The 16799-nt window shown below is 71.8% G+C and carries 19 protein-coding genes and 1 pseudogene; 14 read left to right on the top strand and 6 right to left on the bottom strand.

The genetic code is table 11. From position 1 onward, the window contains the following. Positions 1-309: 309 nt before the first annotated feature. The 8 genes from H0E84_RS10060 to H0E84_RS10025 all read left to right on the top strand — a co-directional run bounded on the left by H0E84_RS10060 (position 310) and on the right by H0E84_RS10025 (position 8171). Positions 310-1023: a response regulator transcription factor gene (locus H0E84_RS10060; RefSeq protein ID WP_180678515.1), complete on the top strand. Its 714-nt coding sequence runs from the start codon at positions 310-312 to the stop codon at positions 1021-1023. A 24-nt stretch (positions 1024-1047) separates the two neighbouring features. Further along, on the top strand, positions 1048-2313 hold the full coding sequence (locus H0E84_RS10055; RefSeq protein ID WP_180678514.1) for a sensor histidine kinase: 1266 nt from the start codon (positions 1048-1050) through the stop codon (positions 2311-2313). A 99-nt stretch (positions 2314-2412) separates the two neighbouring features. Then, positions 2413-3939: an efflux RND transporter periplasmic adaptor subunit gene (locus H0E84_RS10050; RefSeq protein ID WP_180678513.1), complete on the top strand. Its 1527-nt coding sequence runs from the start codon at positions 2413-2415 to the stop codon at positions 3937-3939. Next, positions 3936-4670 carry an ABC transporter ATP-binding protein gene (locus H0E84_RS10045; RefSeq protein WP_345776300.1) on the top strand — a complete coding sequence of 245 codons (735 nt, stop codon included), beginning with the start codon at positions 3936-3938 and terminating at the stop codon, positions 4668-4670. Before H0E84_RS10050 ends, H0E84_RS10045 begins: the two co-directional genes overlap by 4 nt. A gap of 70 nt (positions 4671-4740) precedes the next feature. After that, positions 4741-5988, top strand: a complete 1248-nt coding sequence (locus H0E84_RS10040; protein ID WP_257644165.1) for an ABC transporter permease — start codon at positions 4741-4743, stop codon at positions 5986-5988. An 80-nt stretch (positions 5989-6068) separates the two neighbouring features. After that, positions 6069-7082 carry an isoaspartyl peptidase/L-asparaginase family protein gene (locus H0E84_RS10035; protein ID WP_180678512.1) on the top strand — a complete coding sequence of 338 codons (1014 nt, stop codon included), beginning with the start codon at positions 6069-6071 and terminating at the stop codon, positions 7080-7082. A gap of 2 nt (positions 7083-7084) precedes the next feature. Further along, positions 7085-7768 (top strand): RNA polymerase sigma factor, encoded by a 684-nt coding sequence (locus H0E84_RS10030; RefSeq protein ID WP_180678511.1) that lies wholly within the window; start codon positions 7085-7087, stop codon positions 7766-7768. A 25-nt stretch (positions 7769-7793) separates the two neighbouring features. Then, on the top strand, positions 7794-8171 hold the full coding sequence (locus H0E84_RS10025) for a VOC family protein (RefSeq protein ID WP_180678510.1): 378 nt from the start codon (positions 7794-7796) through the stop codon (positions 8169-8171). Between the two features lie 123 nt (positions 8172-8294). Here the strand turns inward: H0E84_RS10025 and H0E84_RS10020 are convergent, their stop codons facing one another. Next, positions 8295-8993: an SGNH/GDSL hydrolase family protein gene (locus H0E84_RS10020; RefSeq protein ID WP_180678509.1), complete on the bottom strand. Its 699-nt coding sequence runs from the start codon at positions 8991-8993 to the stop codon at positions 8295-8297. 250 nt (positions 8994-9243) lie between these two features. Here H0E84_RS10020 and H0E84_RS10015 point away from each other — a divergent pair, with 250 nt between their 5' ends. The 6 genes from H0E84_RS10015 to H0E84_RS09990 all read left to right on the top strand — a co-directional run bounded on the left by H0E84_RS10015 (position 9244) and on the right by H0E84_RS09990 (position 13382). After that, entirely contained in the window at positions 9244-9624 is a 381-nt protein-coding gene (locus H0E84_RS10015; RefSeq protein ID WP_180678535.1) for a diacylglycerol kinase, read from the top strand. Between the two features lie 39 nt (positions 9625-9663). Then, positions 9664-10443 (top strand): TerC family protein, encoded by a 780-nt coding sequence (locus H0E84_RS10010; protein WP_180678508.1) that lies wholly within the window; start codon positions 9664-9666, stop codon positions 10441-10443. Positions 10444-10474: 31 nt separating this feature from the next. After that, positions 10475-11392, top strand: coding sequence for a prolipoprotein diacylglyceryl transferase (gene lgt / locus H0E84_RS10005; protein ID WP_180678507.1), 918 nt, complete (start codon positions 10475-10477; stop codon positions 11390-11392). Next, a complete protein-coding gene (locus H0E84_RS10000; RefSeq protein WP_180678506.1) occupies positions 11392-12186 on the top strand; it encodes a thymidylate synthase in 795 nt (264 codons plus the stop codon). The genes lgt and H0E84_RS10000 overlap by 1 nt, the downstream gene beginning before the upstream one ends. 142 nt (positions 12187-12328) lie before the next feature. Further along, on the top strand, positions 12329-12760 hold the full coding sequence (locus H0E84_RS09995; RefSeq protein WP_180678505.1) for a DoxX family protein: 432 nt from the start codon (positions 12329-12331) through the stop codon (positions 12758-12760). A 112-nt stretch (positions 12761-12872) separates the two neighbouring features. Beyond that, the gene (locus H0E84_RS09990; protein WP_180678504.1) at positions 12873-13382 is read left to right on the top strand and encodes a dihydrofolate reductase; all 510 of its coding nucleotides are present in this window, start codon (positions 12873-12875) and stop codon (positions 13380-13382) included. A 14-nt stretch (positions 13383-13396) separates the two neighbouring features. On the opposite strand, the pseudogene H0E84_RS09985 reads toward H0E84_RS09990, so the two are convergent. From H0E84_RS09985 to pdxA, 5 genes and pseudogenes are all read right to left on the bottom strand, one after another. Next, positions 13397-14221, bottom strand: a pseudogene (locus H0E84_RS09985) (symmetrical bis(5'-nucleosyl)-tetraphosphatase); the annotation flags it as partial. 21 nt (positions 14222-14242) lie between these two features. Further along, positions 14243-14626 (bottom strand): Co2+/Mg2+ efflux protein ApaG, encoded by a 384-nt coding sequence (gene apaG, locus H0E84_RS09980; RefSeq protein WP_180678502.1) that lies wholly within the window; start codon positions 14624-14626, stop codon positions 14243-14245. A gap of 35 nt (positions 14627-14661) precedes the next feature. Beyond that, on the bottom strand, positions 14662-15471 hold the full coding sequence (gene rsmA, locus H0E84_RS09975) for a 16S rRNA (adenine(1518)-N(6)/adenine(1519)-N(6))-dimethyltransferase RsmA (protein ID WP_345776299.1): 810 nt from the start codon (positions 15469-15471) through the stop codon (positions 14662-14664). Next, positions 15468-15806, bottom strand: a complete 339-nt coding sequence (locus H0E84_RS09970) for a tRNA-binding protein (protein ID WP_180678500.1) — start codon at positions 15804-15806, stop codon at positions 15468-15470. The genes rsmA and H0E84_RS09970 overlap by 4 nt, the downstream gene beginning before the upstream one ends. Then, positions 15803-16798, bottom strand: coding sequence for a 4-hydroxythreonine-4-phosphate dehydrogenase PdxA (gene pdxA / locus H0E84_RS09965; protein WP_180678499.1), 996 nt, complete (start codon positions 16796-16798; stop codon positions 15803-15805). Before pdxA ends, H0E84_RS09970 begins: the two co-directional genes overlap by 4 nt. Between the last annotated feature and the right edge of the window lies 1 nt (position 16799).

Raw genomic sequence — 16799 nt, 5'->3', positions numbered from 1 at the left:
GTCGACGAGACTCCATGGATGGATTCACGGCGTGTCCCGCACCGGGATGCCGCGCCGGGCCGCCCGCGAAGCGCCACTAAGTCGGTATGCGAATCGCGGACACCGCGCTCGTCGCGACTTCCGTCGCTTCCACAAGGGGGACGACCACGGGCGGATACCCGTTCCTCCCAGCGTGGAGAAGAATCCGCTCTTTTGGGCCATGTTCGGCCTGCGCAACGACTTCTTCACAAGTCCTGCACCGCCGAACCGGCATCCTTCACAAAGCTGAAGCCCCCCTTCTCTTCAACCCCTTTGCTGATCGGAGCCAGTATGCGTGGAACCCAGGAACCGGGCGGTCTCATCCTGATCGTCGAGGACAACCGCAACATTTCTGAAATGGTCGGCGAATACCTCGAGGGACGCGGCTTCGAGGTCGACTACGCCGCCGATGGCCTCGACGGCTACCGGCTGGCCTCGGAGAACAGCTACGACGTCATCGTGCTGGACCTGATGCTGCCGCGGCTGGACGGCATCGAGGTCTGCAAGCGCCTGCGCGAGGAGGCGCGCAAGTCGACCCCGGTGCTGATGCTGACCGCGCGCGACACCCTCGACGAGAAGCTGACCGGGCTGGGCTCGGGCGCCGACGACTACCTGACCAAGCCGTTCGCGATCCAGGAGCTGGAAGCGCGGCTGCGCGCGCTGATCCGCAGGGAGCGGCGCCAGGTCGGCTCGGAGGTGCTCAAGGTCGCCGACCTCGTGCTCGACCCGGCCAGCCTGCGCGCCACCCGCGCCGGGCAGGAGCTGCAGCTTTCGCCGATCGGGCTGAAGCTGCTCACCATCCTGATGCGCGAGTCGCCGCGCGTGGTCAGCCGCCAGGAAATCGAACGCGAGATCTGGGGCAACAGCCTGCCCGACTCGGACACCCTGCGCAGCCATCTGTACAACCTGCGCAAGACCATCGACAAGCCGTTCGACCGGCCGCTGCTGCACACCGTGCAGAGCGCCGGCTACCGCATCGCAGACATCGAGCAGTCGCCGGCCTGACGCCGCGGTATCGGTCCCACCGCGATGCCCCAGGGCCTGCCACGCAAGCTGCGCTACGCCTTCCTGGTGCAGGCGGCCCTGGCGAGCCTGGTGATCGTGGTCGGCATCACCGTCGCCTGCGCGCTCGCGCTGGAAATCCTGATCAACGCCAGGCTGGACGCCCAGGCGGAGGAGTTCTGGGCCGCGCGCGCGGCTGACCCGGACTTCCTGCCGCCGCGCACCTCGACCTCGGAGCTGCATTTCGTTCCCGCGGGGACGGCGGCGGCGCTGCCGGAGGCGCTGCGGCGGCTGCCGCCCGGCCACCACCAGCTGCCGGGCTTCGACCGCAACGTGCTGGTCCAGGATTCGCGTGCCGGCCGGCTCTACGTGGACATGTCGTTCGCCCACGCCAAGCGCATTCTCTGGGGCGGTGCGTTGGCCCTGATGCTCGCGGGCATGTTGGCGCTGTACCTGGTGACCTGGCTGACCTACCGCACCTCGCGCCGCCTGATCGCGCCGGTGAGCTGGCTGGCCGGCGAGGTCGCGCATTGGGAGCCCGGCGCCGGCGCCGCAGGTGCGCTGGCGCCGGAACGCATCCCCGGCGATGTGGGCAGCGAGGTGCGGCAGCTCAGCGGCGCGCTGGCGGACCTGTCGCAGCGCGTGCAGGCCTTCGTGCAGCGCGAGCGCGACTTCACCCGAGACGCCAGCCACGAACTGCGCACGCCGCTGACGGTGATCCGGGTCGCCACCGACATGCTCCTCGCCGAACCGGGGCTGCCGTCGCGCGCGCAGCGTTCGCTGCAGCGGATCCAGCGCGCCGGCCGCGACATGGAGGCGGTGATCGACGCTTTCCTGATCCTGGCGCGCGAGGCCCAGGTGGCCCCCGAGAGCGTGGAGCTCGATGTGCGCGAGGTGGTGCTCGAGGAGGTCGAAAAGGTGCGGCCGCTGCTCGCCGGCAAACCGGTGGACCTGCGCGTCACGGGCACCGCGAATCCGCGGCTGCGCGCGCCGCCGCGGGTGCTGGGGGTGATGCTCGGCAACCTGCTCAGCAACGCCTGCGTGTTCACCGAGGCCGGTGGCGTCGAGGTCGAGATCGCCGCCGATCGGCTGGTGGTGAGCGATACCGGTATCGGCATGACCTCGGAAACCCTCGCGCGCGCCTACGATCCGTTCTACCGCGCCGATCAGTTCGCCGCCGGCAAGGGCATGGGGCTGTCGATCGTGCGGCGCCTGGGCGAGCGCTTCGGCTGGCCGGTGAGCCTGGAGAGCGCCCCCGGTCGCGGCACGGTCGCGGTGATCCGCTTCGGCTGAGCGGGTGCCGCAAGGCGGCGTTCATGCGCCATTGCGGGCGCTGTCAACGCCGGGCCGGCGCCGCGCGTTCCCCGCATCGACCCTTCGGACCAGGATCCCATGAGCCAGCCCCGCAAGACCGCGCCTGCGCGCAAAGCGAAGTCCAGACTCCCGCGCAATCTCGCCGTGGCGGCGGCGGTGGCGAGCCTGCTGGCCGTCGGCGCATGGGCCTGGCGGCAGCACGGCGCCGGCGGCGATGAAGGCGCCTGGCGCACCACGACCGTCGAGCGCGGCGACATCCGCGTGGCGATCTCCGCCACCGGCACCCTCAGCGCGACCTCCACGGTTGTGGTCGGCAGCCAGATCTCCGGGCAAGTCACCGACGTGCTGGTCGACTTCAACGACCAGGTGCGCAAGGGACAGCTGATCGCACGCATCGATCCGAGCAGCTACCAGGCGCAGATCGACCAGGGCAACGCCCAGGTCGCCAGCGCGCGCGCCGCGCTGGCGCAGGCCCAGGCCGCGCTGCGCAACGCGGAGCTCGACCACCGGCGCAAGACGGACCTGGGCGAACGGCAGCTGGTCGCGCGCAGCGACGTCGACCTGGCCCGCTCCGCGCTCGACCAGGCGCGCGCGCAGGTCGATTCGGCGCAGGCCCAGATTCGCCAGCAGTCCGCGTCGCTGCAGACCACCCAGGTCAACCTCGACCGCACCGAGATCCGCTCGCCGGTCGACGGCGTGGTGCTCACGCGCACCATCGAGCCCGGCCAGACCGTCGCCGCCAGCCTGCAGGCGCCGGAACTGTTCACCATCGCCGAGGACCTGGGCAAGATGCAGATCGAGCTGGCGGTGGACGAGGCCGACATCGGCCAGGTCGTCGAAGGTCAGGCGGTCACCTTCACCGTCGACGCCTTCGCCGATCGGCAATTCCGCGGCGAGGTGCGGCAGGTGCGCCTGTCGGCCACCGACACCAACAACGTCATCACCTACCCGGTGGTGGTGAGCGTCGACAACAGCGACGGCACCCTGCTGCCCGGGCTGACCGTGAACGCCGAGATCGAGGTCAGCCGCCGCGACGACGTGCTGTTGGCCTCCAACGCCGCGCTGCGCTACAAGCCTTCCGACGCCCAGGCCGCGGCGATCCAGGCGCCGGCGCAGCGGGCCGGCGGCGGCGCGGTCGAGGGACTGGCGCGGCTGGCCGGCGCGATGGACCTCGCCGCCCCGCAGCGCGAGGCCTTCGACGCGGCCCTCGCGGCGATCAGCGCGCGCGCCGAGGCGCGCCGCACCGCCGCGCCGCAGCCGGGGGGCAGCGGCATGTTCGGCGGCGGTGGCGGGGTGCGGATCGCTGGCGGAGGCGGGAATGCCGCCGGCAACATGCAGGCGCAGATGCGCCAGCGCATGCTGCAGCGCTACCAGCAGGATTTCGCCGCGTTCCGCGACACCCTGGACGCGAGCCAGCGCCAGCGCTGGGACCGCGAACTGGCGGCGCTGGCCGGGGCGCGTTTCGCCCCGGTCTACAAGCTGGTCGGCGACCGCCCGCAGGCGGCGATGGTGCGCATCGGCGCCAGCGACGGCAGCAACACCGAGATCTCGGGGGACGTCGCCGAGGGCGATCCGCTGATCGTCGGCGAGCGGGCGCGGCCGTGAGCGACGTGGTGCCGGTGATCCGGACCCACGGGCTCGGCAAGGTGTACTCGCCAGGCACCCAGGCCGAGGTGGTGGCGCTTCGCGACGTCGACATCAGCATCGCGCCCGGCGATTTCGTCGCCATCATGGGGCCGTCGGGCTCCGGCAAATCGACGCTGATGAACTTGGTGGGTTGCCTCGACACGCCGACCGCGGGCAGCTACCTGTGCGACGGCATCGACGTCTCCACCCTCGATCCCGAGGAGCTGGCGGTGTTGCGCCGCGACAAGATCGGCTTCGTGTTCCAGGGCTTCAACCTGCTGCCGCGGATGAGCGCGCTGGAGAACGTGGCGATGCCTCTCGGCTACGCCCGGGTCCCGCCCGGCGAGCGCACGACGCTGGCGCGCGAAGCGCTGGCCGCGGTGGGCCTGGCGGAGCGGGAGTCGCACCGGCCCAGCGAACTGTCCGGCGGCCAGCAGCAGCGCGTGGCCATCGCTCGCGCGCTGATCAACCGGCCGCCGATCCTGCTCGCCGACGAGCCCACCGGCGCGCTCGACACCCGCACCGGCGAGGAGATCCTGGCGCTGTTCGAGCGCCTGCGCGACGAGGGCCACACGGTGGTGATCATCACCCACGACCCCGACGTCGCCGCCCATGCCGACCGCATCTTCGCGATGCGGGACGGGGAGGTGCATGAAGAGCCGGGAATCGGGAATCGGGAATCGGGGATCGGGCAAGCCGAGCTCTCCTGATCGTCGCGTTCCTGGCCCTTTCCCCGGACTCCGGTTGCCGCCTTTCCCGATTCCCGATTCCCTATTCTCGATGCCCGCCAAAATGACCTTTCTCGACATCCTCCGTACCGCCGTCTTCGCCCTGCGCGGCAACTGGATGCGCAGCGCGCTGACCTCGCTGGGGGTGATCATCGGCATCGCCGCGGTGATCGTGATGGTGTCGGTGGGCCAGGGCACCCAGTCCGAGATCGACAAGCTGGTCTCGGGGCTCGGGTCCCAGCGGCTGGACATCTCCCCCGGCTCGCGCCGCGGCCCGGGGGGCGCGCGGATGAGCTCGAGCAGCTTCTTCACCCTCACCGAGGGCGATGCCGACGCGATCCGCAACGAGATCCCGGAGGTGCAGTACGTCTCCGGCTCGTTGCGCGGCAACGCCCAGCTGGTGTTCGCCGAGAACAACTGGGCGGCGACCTGGCAGGGCGTGGAGCCCGACTACTTCGAGATCAATGCCTGGCGGCTGGCCGAGGGCGCGCTGTTCGAGCCGCAGGACTACACCAGCGCGGCCAAGGTGGTCATCCTCGGCGAGACGGTGCGCCGCGAGCTGTTCGGCCAGGACAGCGGGATCGGCGAGACGGTGCGGCTGGGGCGGGTGCTGTTCACCGTGACCGGCGTGCTCGAGCCGAAGGGCCAGGGCGGCTTCGGCCAGGACCAGGACGACGTGGTGATGGTGCCGATGGAAGCCGGCCGGCGGCGCCTGCTCGGGGCGATGGGGCTGCCGCCCAAGGCGGTGATGCAGATCGCGTTGACCGTGCGCGATGCGGACGACCTGTCCTACGTGCAGGGCGAGGTCGAGGCCCTGCTGCGCCAGCGCCACCGTATCGGGCCCGGCGACGAAGACGATTTCAGCGTCCGCAACATTTCCGAGATCGTCGCCACGCGCACCGCCACCACGCGGCTGATGTCGCTGCTGCTGGGCGCGGTGGCGACGATCTCGCTGATCGTCGGCGGCATCGGCATCATGAACATCATGCTCGTCTCGGTGACCGAGCGGATCCGCGAGATCGGCCTGCGCATGGCGGTCGGTGCCGGGCCGTCCGACGTGCGCCGGCAGTTCCTGGCCGAGGCGATGCTGATCTCGCTGATCGGCGGTGCGATCGGCATCGCCCTGGGCATCGTCGGCGCGCTGCTGGTGGGGCGTTTCGGCGCGCTGCCGGTGCAGCTCAACGGCCAGGTGATCGGCCTGGCCGCCGGGTTCTCGATCGCCACCGGGCTGTTCTTCGGCTACTACCCGGCGCGCAAGGCCTCGCAGCTGGATCCGATCGAGGCGCTGCGCCAGCAGTGATCCCGGGCCGGGCCGCTGCGAGCGGCGGGTGTCGCCCGTTCTCGGCTCCGGTATCCTCGGGATTTCCCCGGAGCTGACGCATGCGCATCCTGACCCTGGTGCTCCTGGCCCTGGCCGCAGCCACCGCCGCGGCCGCCGACGACCCCGCGCCCCGGGTCGCCCTGGTGGTCCACGGCGGCGCCGGGGTGATGGAGCGCGACGCGCTCGGCGCCGCCGACGAAGCGGCGATCCGCGCCGATCTCGACCGCGCCCTCGATGCCGGCCACGCGCTGCTGGCCGAAGGCGGCAGCGCGCTGGACGCGGTGCAGGCGGCGGTGCGGGTGCTGGAGGAGTCGCCGCGCTTCAACGCCGGCAAGGGTGCGGTGTTCAACGCCGAGGGTCGGCACGAGCTCGATGCCTCGATCATGGAGGGGCATACGCGCCGCGCCGGGGCGGTGGCCGCCGTGGCCACCGTGCGCAGTCCGATCTCGCTGGCGCGCCGGGTGATGGAACGGTCGCCGCACGTGATGCTGATCGGCGCCGGTGCCGAACGTTTCGCCGACGACCATCCCGACCTCGAGCGGGTCCGCAACGACTGGTTCGATACCGCGCCGCGGCGGGAGCAGCTCGAGCGCGCGCGTGCGCGCGAAGCCGCCGCCGAGGCGGGCGCCGGCGGCCCGGAAGAGCGCGGGCGCTACTTCGGCACCGTCGGCGCGGTGGCCCTCGATGCCGATGGGCGCATCGCCGCGGCCACCTCCACCGGCGGCATGACCAACAAGAAGTGGGGGCGGGTGGGGGATTCGCCGGTGATCGGCGCCGGCACCTGGGCGGACGCGCGCTGCGGCGTTTCCGGCACCGGTTGGGGCGAGTACTTCATCCGCAACGCCGTCGCCCACGACATCTGCGCGCGCGTCGCCTACGGCGGCGCCACGCTTCGCGAAGCGGCCGAAGCGGTACTGATGGAGGTGATCCCCGCGCACGGCGGCGACGGCGGCGTGATCGCGCTGGACGCGGACGGGACCATCGTCATGCCGTTCAACACCTCCGGCATGTACCGAGGCTGGGTGGATGCGGAAGGAAGGCGCGGGACGGCGATCTTCCGCGACCCCGACTGAGCATGGCGCGCGCCCGGGAGGCGTCTACGTCCGGTCCGCTGGCGGGCAGGCCGGGGCTGCCCGACGAAGGGACGCTGCGCAGCCTGCGCGCGCAGGCGCGGCGTCTGACCCGCACCGATGCCGACGCCGAGGACCTGCTGCAGGACGTGCTGTTGGCGGCGCTGCAGGCCGGCCGTGCCGAGCCCGCGTGGCTGGCGGGGGTGTTGCGGCGCCAGGCGGCCATGACCGTGCGCACCGCGGTACGCCGCCGCCGCCGCGAACGCGCGGTCGCCGAGGCCGTTCCCGTCGAGGCCGCCGGTCCCGGAGATGCGCTTGGGCTGGAGCGCGGCGTCGTGCTGCTGCTGCCGCGGCTGCCGCCGGCCGCCCGCCGGGTCGCCGAACTGGCGCTGCACGGGTTGGGTGCCGCCGAGATCCGCTGGCTGCTGGGGATCCCGGCCACGGCGTTCCGCCAGCGCGTCGGCACGATCCGCCGGGTCGTGGCCGCGCTGCCGCCGGAGCCGCGCGGGGCGGTCCGGGCCCTGGCCCACGTCCCGGCGGGCGGCGGGCGGCTGCGCTCCGGCCCGCTGCGCCGCGCGCTGAAGGCGGCGATGCGCGGTGTCGGGGCCTTGGGAACCCACGATGCCGACGGCCATCTGCTGCTGATCGCCGCTCGTGCTCACGTTCCGCCCCCCGGCGGCAACGGATAGGCGGGACCAACAGAGGAGATTCCCGATGCTCGCACAGGCCAGGCTCGAAACCGTGGTGTTCTTCGTTTCCAGACTCGATCGCGCGATCGCGTTCTATCGCGACACCCTCGGACTGGAGGTGTCCACGGTCGAGGGCCACGACGGAGCGTTCGCGACGGCGCAGGCCGGGGCGGTTTCGCTGGTGTTCATCCAGCGCGAGGCGCGCCCCGGCGAGTCGCCGGTGGTGGTGTTCAGCCTCGACGGCGGCATCGACGACTGCGCGCAGGCGCTGGCCGCCAGGGGCGTCGAGATCGTGGTGTCGGTCAGCGAAGCGCCGGACGGCGGACTGTCGCTGGATTTCCTGGATCCCGACGGCAACGTGCTCAGCCTGTATCAGCCGGCGGACGCACCGCGGACTGGGTGACCGGACCGCCGACGCCGGCGCGCCCATCCGCGGGCGCGCTGCGTCCCGCCGCCGGCGGCGAAGACCGTATCCCGGCGGACGCGCCACGGTCCGGCCCGGGCAGGCGTCGACCGCGCATGTGCCTCAGCGCAGGTACTCGCCGACGATTCCGCGCCAGAGCGCATAGCCGTCGCGGTCGAGATGCAGCGCGTCTTCGCCGAACAGCTCCGGCCGGGGTCGGCCGTCCTCGTCCAGCATCGGAGTGAAGACGTCGATGTAGTCGACATCCGGCGTTGCGTCGGCCCAGGCGCGCACCAGGGCGTTGGACTCGCGCTGCACTCCCAGCAGGTGCACGCGCGCGGGACTGGGCTTGATGGCGATGAAGGCCATCGGGGTGCCCGGGAGTTCGCGATGGACGCGCGCGACGAAGGCCTGGAAGTCGGCCAGTACCCGGGCGGGACTGCGCCCGTCCATGGTGTCGTTGTCGCCGGCGTAGATCAGCACCCGGCTGGGGCGGTAGCGGATCGCGACCCGCTCGGCATGGTGCACGGCGTCGCGGACGTGGGAGCCGCCGAATCCGCGGTTGAGCACCGGCACGCCGGGGAAGTCCTCGTGCAGGGTGTCCCACAGCCGGATCGAGGAACTGCCGGTGAACACCACCGGCGCCGGTGGAGGCGGGCTGGCCGCGTCCTCCGCGGCGAAGCGGGCCATGTCGGCGGACCAGTCCGCGGACGGAGGATCGAGCGCGCGCGCCGGTGCTCCGCCGCCTGGCGCGGCGATGCCCGCGCAGGCGACCAGCAGCAGTGCCGCGAACGCCGGGAGTAGACCGCGTGTCCGGTGCATGGAGGCTCCTGGAAAGGAAGGCATAGTGAAGCAGCCGTCGCCGCGGCCTGCAACGGCGCGCCGCCGCTGCCGCGACCGGTGGCGGCGGGCCGTTGTGGCAGAATGGCGCCATTCCGGCCCGGCCCGAGCGCCCCACTTCCGATGCAGCCGATTCCCGTACCCGTCCCTCCTCGCCGCCGTGCCGCCAGCCAGAACGCCTTCCCGCCCGCCGATGCCGGCCGTGACGCGCGCGCCGGCTGACCGCACCGCCATGGCCGACGAGTACGGACACCTGCCGCGCCGGCCGGGGCGGATCTTCAAGGCCACGCTGTGGTCGCTGCAGGGGCTGCGCGCTGCCTGGCTCCACGAATCGTCGTTCCGCCTGGAGGCCTACCTGCTGCTGGCGCTGGCGCCGCTGGCGCTGTGGCTGGGGGAGAGCGGCGCGGAGCGCGCGCTGCTGCTGGGCAGCTGCCTGCTGGTGCTGCTGGTTGAACTGCTCAACTCGGCCATCGAGACCGTGATCGAGCGCTTCGGGCCCGAGCGGCACGAACTCGCCGGCCGCGCCAAGGACATGGGCTCGGCCGCGGTCTTCGTGGCGATGCTCAACGCCGGGGCCACCTGGGCGCTGATCCTGCTGCCGCGCTGGCTGTAGCCGGCCGCGCAGCGCGAAGCTATCGAGGATACGCAATACATGTTGGAACTGCTGACCGATCCGCAGGTATGGATCCTCCTGGTGACCCTGAGCACGATCGAGATCGTGCTGGGCATCGACAACCTGGTGTTCATCTCGATCGCGGTGAGCAAGCTGCCGATGGAGCGGCGCGAGTTCGCGCGCAAGTTCGGCATCGCCGTGGCCTGCATCACCCGCATCGGGCTGCTGCTCACCCTGGCCTGGCTGGCGCGGCTGACGGACGACCTGTTCGCGCTGTTCGGCCATGGGATCTCGGTGCGCGACCTGGTGCTGATCCTTGGCGGCGTGTTCCTGGTGGTCAAGGGCGTGCTCGAGATCCGCGAGCAGGTCAGTGGGGCCGAGGAACACGACAGCGGGATCGGCGGCAAGGCCGCGGTCTCGTTCGGCGCGGTGATCGCGCAGATCGCGGTGATCGACATCGTGTTCTCCCTGGACTCGGTGATCGCCGCGGTCGGCATGGCGGGCGAATACGTGCCGGTGATGGTCGCCGCGATCCTGGTGGCGGTGGCGGTGATGCTGCTGGCGGCGCAGCCGCTCGGGCGCTTCATCGACGCCAATCCGACGGTGAAGATGCTGGCGCTGGCGTTCATCGTGCTGATCGGCCTGTACCTGATGGCGGAGGGTTTCGACCTGCACATCCCGCGCGGCTACATCTACGGGGCGATGGGCTTCTCGGCGCTGGTGGAACTGCTCAACCTGTGGGCCAAGCGCAATGCGATGCGGCGCGTCGGCATCGAGCCGCCGCCCGTCGACGAGCCGCGCCGGCCGATGCCCCGATGACCGCACGCCACCCGCCAGGAGCCCCGGGACGATGACCCACCTGCACCAGATCGATCCGATCGCGATCTCGCTGCCGGCGTTCGAACTGTTCGGCCGCAGCTTCCACCCCCAGGTGCACTGGTACGGGATCATGTACGTGGTCGCGTTCGCGGTGGCCTGGCTGCTCGGCCGCAGCAGGATCCGCGCCGGGCGCTTGCCCGGCGTGAGCGAACAGGCCTTCGGCGACCTGATGTTCTATGGGATGCTCGGGGTGATTCTCGGCGGGCGCATCGGCTACGTGCTGTTCTACGCGTTCGGGGACTTCCTGGCCGACCCGCTGCTGCTGCTGCGGGTCACCGAGGGCGGCATGAGCTTCCACGGCGGCCTGCTCGGCGTGCTGATCGCGGCCTGGCTCTGGGCGCGCCGGCAGGGCCTGCACTTCTTCGACCTGCTGGATTTCGTCGCCCCGCTGGTGCCGCAGGGCCTGGGCTTCGGGCGCCTCGGCAACTACATCGGCGGCGAGCTCTGGGGCAGGCCGACCGGCGGCGACTGGGGCGTGGTGTTTCCGGCCGCCCTGCCGGATCGCTATCGCGGCCTGGATGCGCAGGCGCTGCGCGGCCTGCACGAATCGGGGGCGCTCGACGCCTTCGCGCGTCACCCCTCGCAGCTCTACCAGGCGTTCCTCGAGGGGCTGGTGCTGTTCGCGGTGCTGTGGTGGGTCTCGCGGCGTCCGCGCGCGCGCTATTTCCTGTCCGGACTGTTCGCGCTCGGCTACGGCGCGTTCCGCTTCGCGGTGGAGTTCGTGCGCGAGCCCGACGCGCACCTGGGCTACCTCGCCTTCGGCTGGCTGACCATGGGCCAGGTGCTGAGCCTGCCCCTGGTCGCGCTGGGCGTGTTCCTGCTGTGGAAGTCGCGCGGTGCGCCGGTGCTCCGGCCGCAGCCGGCAACCGCGTCGGCCGGGCAGGGCTGATGCGCCAGTACCTCGACCTGCTGCGGCACGTGCTCGAACATGGCGCGGAGAAGGGCGACCGCACCGGCACCGGAACCCGCAGCGTGTTCGGCTGGCAGATGCGTTTCGACCTGGCCGAGGGCTTCCCGCTGGTCACTACCAAGAAGCTGCATCTGCGCTCGATCGTCCACGAGCTGCTGTGGTTCCTGAAGGGCGAGACCAACATCGGCTACCTGAAGGAAAACCGCGTCTCGATCTGGGACGAATGGGCCGACGATGCGGGCGAGCTGGGGCCGGTCTACGGCAAGCAGTGGCGGCGCTGGGCCGGCGCCGATGGCGGCGAGATCGACCAGATGCGATGGGTCCTCGACGAGATCCGCCGCAATCCGGATTCGCGCCGCCTGCTGGTCAGCGCCTGGAACGTCGCCGATCTGCCGCGGATGGCGCTGATGCCCTGCCATGCCCTGTTCCAGTTCTACGTGGTCGACGGCAGGCTCAGCTGCCAGCTCTACCAGCGCAGCGGCGACATCTTCCTCGGGGTGCCGTTCAACATCGCCAGCTACGCGCTGCTGACCCACATGGTGGCGCAGGTCAGCGGCCTGGGCGTCGGCGATTTCGTCCATACCCTGGGCGACGCCCACCTGTATTCGAACCACTACGCACAGGCGCGCGAACAGCTGGCGCGCGAGCCGCGGCCGCTGCCGCGGCTGCGATTGAACCCGGCGGTCGACGATCTGTTCGCCTTCACCGGCGGGGACATCGAGTTCGAGGGCTACGACCCCTGGCCGCCGATCAGGGCGCCGGTTGCCGTCTGAAGCGGCGATGCGCAGGTCGCCGCCTGCGCGGATGCGTTCGTCACGGCAACCCGTGCGTTGATCCCTGGAGGCTGGCCTTCGCCGGCCTGCGGGTCGCAGACTCGCGGCAGCCGGCGCCCGACTGCCGGCCGGGGGAGGCGCCATGGCGATCGCGCGTTGGCACCGGTGGGTGGAGGGGTGGTGTGCGGCACGGCCGCATGCCGGACTGCTGCTCCTGCGGCTGGTTTGCGGCGGTCACCTGGTGTGGATGACCCAGGACAACGTGTTTTCCTGGGCCCGCATGCTCGAGTTCCGCGATTTCCTCGCCCACCACGGCTTCGCGTGGCCGCTGTTCTGCGCGCTGTTGTCGGTCGCGGGCCAGTTCCTGGGCGGTCTGGCGCTGGTCGTAGGGCTGTATACGCGCTTCGCCGGCCTGGTGGTGGCGGTCAATTTCGCGGTGGCGATCTGGATGGTCGACGGCCGCGCGCCCTATCCGGCGGCCTTCGCGGCGATGGCGCTGGTCGCGACCGGCCTGTGCCTGATGTTCACGGGCGCCGGGCGCTGGTCCCTGGACAGGGTCCGGCGCGCGGCCTGAGGGCGGGGGCGGGGGCTCCGCTGGTACCTGGCGCGGCTTGCGGCCGGGCCGGTTCGCCACCAAGATGATCCGCCGTGGCGCCCGACGTTCCCCGCATGTCGACGAAAACTACATGACTCCGGTCCCGGTCGCGCTGATCGCGGCACTCGACCGCAACCGCGCCATTGGCCGCGGCAATGCGCTGCCCTGGCGGCTGCCCGACGACCTGCGACGGTTCAAGGCGCTGACCCTGGGCAAGCCGGTGCTGATGGGACGCAGGACCGCCGAGTCGCTCGGGCGGGCGCTGCCGGGGCGTCGCAACCTGGTGATGACGCGCGGGGCCCGCGCGCCGTTCCCGGGAATGGAAGCGGTCGGTTCGCTCGACCGTGCGCTGGAGATCGCCGCCGATGACGCCGCGCCGGCGCTCGCGGTGATCGGCGGGGGGGAGATCTACGCGCTGGCGCTACCGCTGGCCACGCATCTGCACCTGACCCACGTCGAGACCACCGTGGAAGACGCCGACGCGTTCTTCCCGCCGTTCGATCCCGCCCGCTGGCGGGTCCGCGCACGCGAGGCGCATCCGGCGGATGCACGCCATGCCCATGCCTTCAGCTTCGTCGACTACCTCCGCGACGACCGCTGAAGTCCGTGCCGTCAGCCCGGCACCTCGCGCCCGGGCACCTGCACCACGCGCAGCTCGTCGCAGTCCAGCTGCAGGGCGGTCAGCCTGCCGCCCCAGACCGCGCCGGTGTCGAGGGCATGCACGCCGAGGCCGATGAACAGCCCGAGCGCGGACCAGTGGCCGCAGACGATCCTCAGGTCGCGTTCGGCGCGGCCGGGGACCTCGTACCACGGATACAGCCCGGGCGCCTGGGTGCCGGGAGCGCCCTTTTCCTCGACGGCGATGCGGCCGCGCGGAGTGCAGTAGCGCATCCGCGTGAGGATGTTGATGATGGCGCGCTCGCGCTCGATCCCGCGCAGGCCGGGGTTCCAGTCCGGGCGGTCGCCGTACATGTTCTTCAGCAGCTTGCGGTAGCCGTCGCCGCGCAGCCGGCGCTCGACCTCGCGCGCATGGGCCTCGGCCATCTGCGTGGTCCATTTCGGCGCCAGCCCGGCGTGCACCATCATCCAGCCGAGCTCGCGGTCGGCATGCAGCAGCGGGCAGCCGCGCAGCCAGTCCAGCAGCGCGTCGCGATCGTCGGCGAACAGCACCCGCTGCAGGTCCGCATTGACCCGGCGCTGCTGCGCCTCGTCGCGCTCGGCGATCGCCAGCAGCGACAGGTCGTGGTTCCCCAGGACCACGCGGCAGTGCGCACGCAGCGAGTGCACCAGGCGCAGCGTCTCGAGGGACTCGCCGCCGCGGTTGACCAGATCCCCGCAGAACCAGAGCGTATCGGCCGCCGGGTCGAAGCGGATCCTGTCGAGCAGCCGTTGCGTCGGCCCGAGGCAACCCTGCAGGTCGCCGATCGCCCAGACGCTCATGCGGTGGCTTCCATGCGCGGGCTAGTGCAGCGTGTGCGGCATGGACAGGGTGAACGGCGGGATCGGCGCGTCGAAGCGGGTGCCGTCGTCGCCGACCATGTCGTAGCTGCCCTGCATGCTGCCGACCGCGGTCTCCAGCACCGCGCCGGAGGTGTACTCGAACTGCTCGCCCGGCTCCAGCCGCGGCTGCTGGCCGACCACGCCGTCGCCGCGTACCTCGTCGACCTTGCCGTTGCCGTCGGTGATGATCCAGTGCCTGCGCAGCAGCTGCGCCGGGCGGCGGCCGAGGTTGCGGATCCGGATCGTGTAGGCGAACACGTAGCGGTCGCTTTCGGGCTCGGACTCCTCGTCGAGGAAACGCGTGGCGATCTGGATTTCCAGAGTGTAGTCGGGAATCTCTTCCATGCAGGCAGTGTAATGGCCGCGGGTGAAGGGTTCGACTACCGCGGCGGGGAAACGTTCGCCAGCCGCACGAACGCCGCGACGTCCAGCTGTTCGGCGCGCGCCGCCGGGTCGATGCCGGCGGCCGCGATGGTGTCTGCGTCGCAGACCACCGACAGCGCGTTGCGCAGGGTCTTGCGGCGCTGGCCGAACGCCGCCCGCACCACCGCCGCGAATCGGGCCTGGTCGTCGATGCCGGTCGACTCCGGCGCGCGCGGCAGCAGCCGCACCACCGCCGAATCGACCTTGGGCGGCGGCCGGAACGCGCCCGGCGGCACCTCGAACAGGGGCACCACCTCGCAGCGCGCCTGCAGCATCACGCTCAGGCGGCCGTAGACCTTGCTGCCCGGTCCAGCCGCCATCCGCTCGACCACTTCCTTCTGCAGCATGAAGTGCATGTCGCGGATGGCCGCGGCGTGGTCGAGGGCGTGGAACAGGATCGGCGAGGAGATGTTGTAGGGCAGGTTGCCGACCAGGCGCAGCGGCGGACCGTCGCCGGCCAGGGCGGCGAAGTCCACGGCCAGCACGTCCTCGCGCAGGATCGCCAGTTCGCCCGCGCCTTCGGCGGCGGCGGCGAGCGGTGCGACCAGGTCGCGGTCGAACTCGATCGCGGTCAGCGCGCCGTGCCGGCGCAGCAGCGGCAGCGTCAGGGCGCCGCGGCCGGGCCCGATCTCCACCAGGCGGTCGCCCGGCGCCGGGTCCAGCGCCTGCACGATGCGCTCGATGTACGCGCGCTCGTGCAGGAAGTGCTGGCCCAGCGACTTCTTGGCGCGGCCGAAGTCCGCCGCGGCGGCGTCCTGTCCGCTCACAGCAGGCGGGTGCCGGGCGGCACGTCGCGGTCGGGCACGCACAGGGCGACGCGGCCCTCGCTGTCGTGGAAGCCGGTGACCAGGCATTCGGACATCAGTGGGCCGATCTGCTTGCGGGGGAAGTTGACCACGCCCACCACGAGGCGGCCGACCAGTTCGTCGGGCCGGTACAGCGCGGTGATCTGCGCGCTCGACCTGCGCACGCCGATCTCCGGGCCGAAATCCACCTCCAGCACGTAGGCCGGCTTGCGCGCCTGCGGGAACGGCCCGGCCGAGAGCACGCGCCCGACCCGCAGCTCCACCTTCATGAAGTCGTCCCAGGCGATCTCGGTCATCGTCGATTCTCCCGTGTGCGGCGGACTTCGGCGATCCGCGCGCAGGTGGCGACCGCGGCGAGCAGGCTCGAGGGATCGGCGCGGCCGCTGCCGGCCAGGTCGAGCGCGGTGCCGTGATCCACCGCCACGCGCGGATAGGGCAGTCCCAGGGTCAGGTTCACCGCCCGTTCGAACCCGCTGTACTTGAGCACCGGCAGTCCCTGGTCGTGGTACATCGCCAGCACCGCGTCGGTGCCGGCGAGCCGCCGCGGCAGGAACGCGGTGTCGGCGGGCAGCGGACCTTCCAGGCGCATGCCGGTCGCGCGCAGCCGTTCCAGCACCGGGGCGATCACCTCGATCTCCTCGCGCCCCAGGTGGCCTTGTTCGCCGGCGTGCGGATTGAGCCCCAGCACCGCGATCGCCGGGTCGTCGATGCCGAAATCCCCGCGCAGCGCCGCGTGCAGGATCCGCAGGCTGCGCTCGAGGCGCTCGCCCTCGAGCGCGTCGGCGACCTCGCGCAGCGGCAGGTGCGTGGTCGCCAGCGCGACCCGCATGGCATCGTTGGCCAGCATCATCACCACCTCGCAGCCGGCGTGGGCCGCCAGCAGTTCGGTGGTGCCGGTATAGGCGATGCCGCCGGCGTTGATCGCCGCCTTGTGCACCGGGCCGGTGACCATGCCGTCGTACTCGCCGGCCATGCAGGCCTCGGCGGCCATGCGCAGGGCGAGCACCACGCTGCGGGCGTTGCGCGGATCGGGGGTGCCGAAGACGGGTTCCGCAGCGTTCGGAACCTCGACCAGTCGCACGCCGTCTCCGCCCGGCGGTGCCGTTGCGGCGCGGGCATCGTGCAGGGTCAGCGAGGTGCCGAGCGCCCGAGCGGCGCGGGCGAGGGTGGCGCCGGCCGCGAAGACCACCAGGTCGGCGTCCGGTTCGCGGCGCAGCGCCGCGATCGCGAGCTCCGGCCCGACGCCGGCCGGCTCTCCCGGGACCAGCGCGAGCCGCGGGCGGCGCATC

This window comes from Luteimonas salinisoli, from assembly GCF_013425525.1.
Classification (GTDB): domain Bacteria; phylum Pseudomonadota; class Gammaproteobacteria; order Xanthomonadales; family Xanthomonadaceae; genus Luteimonas; species Luteimonas salinisoli.
This window is presented reverse-complemented; position numbering and strand designations above follow the sequence as displayed.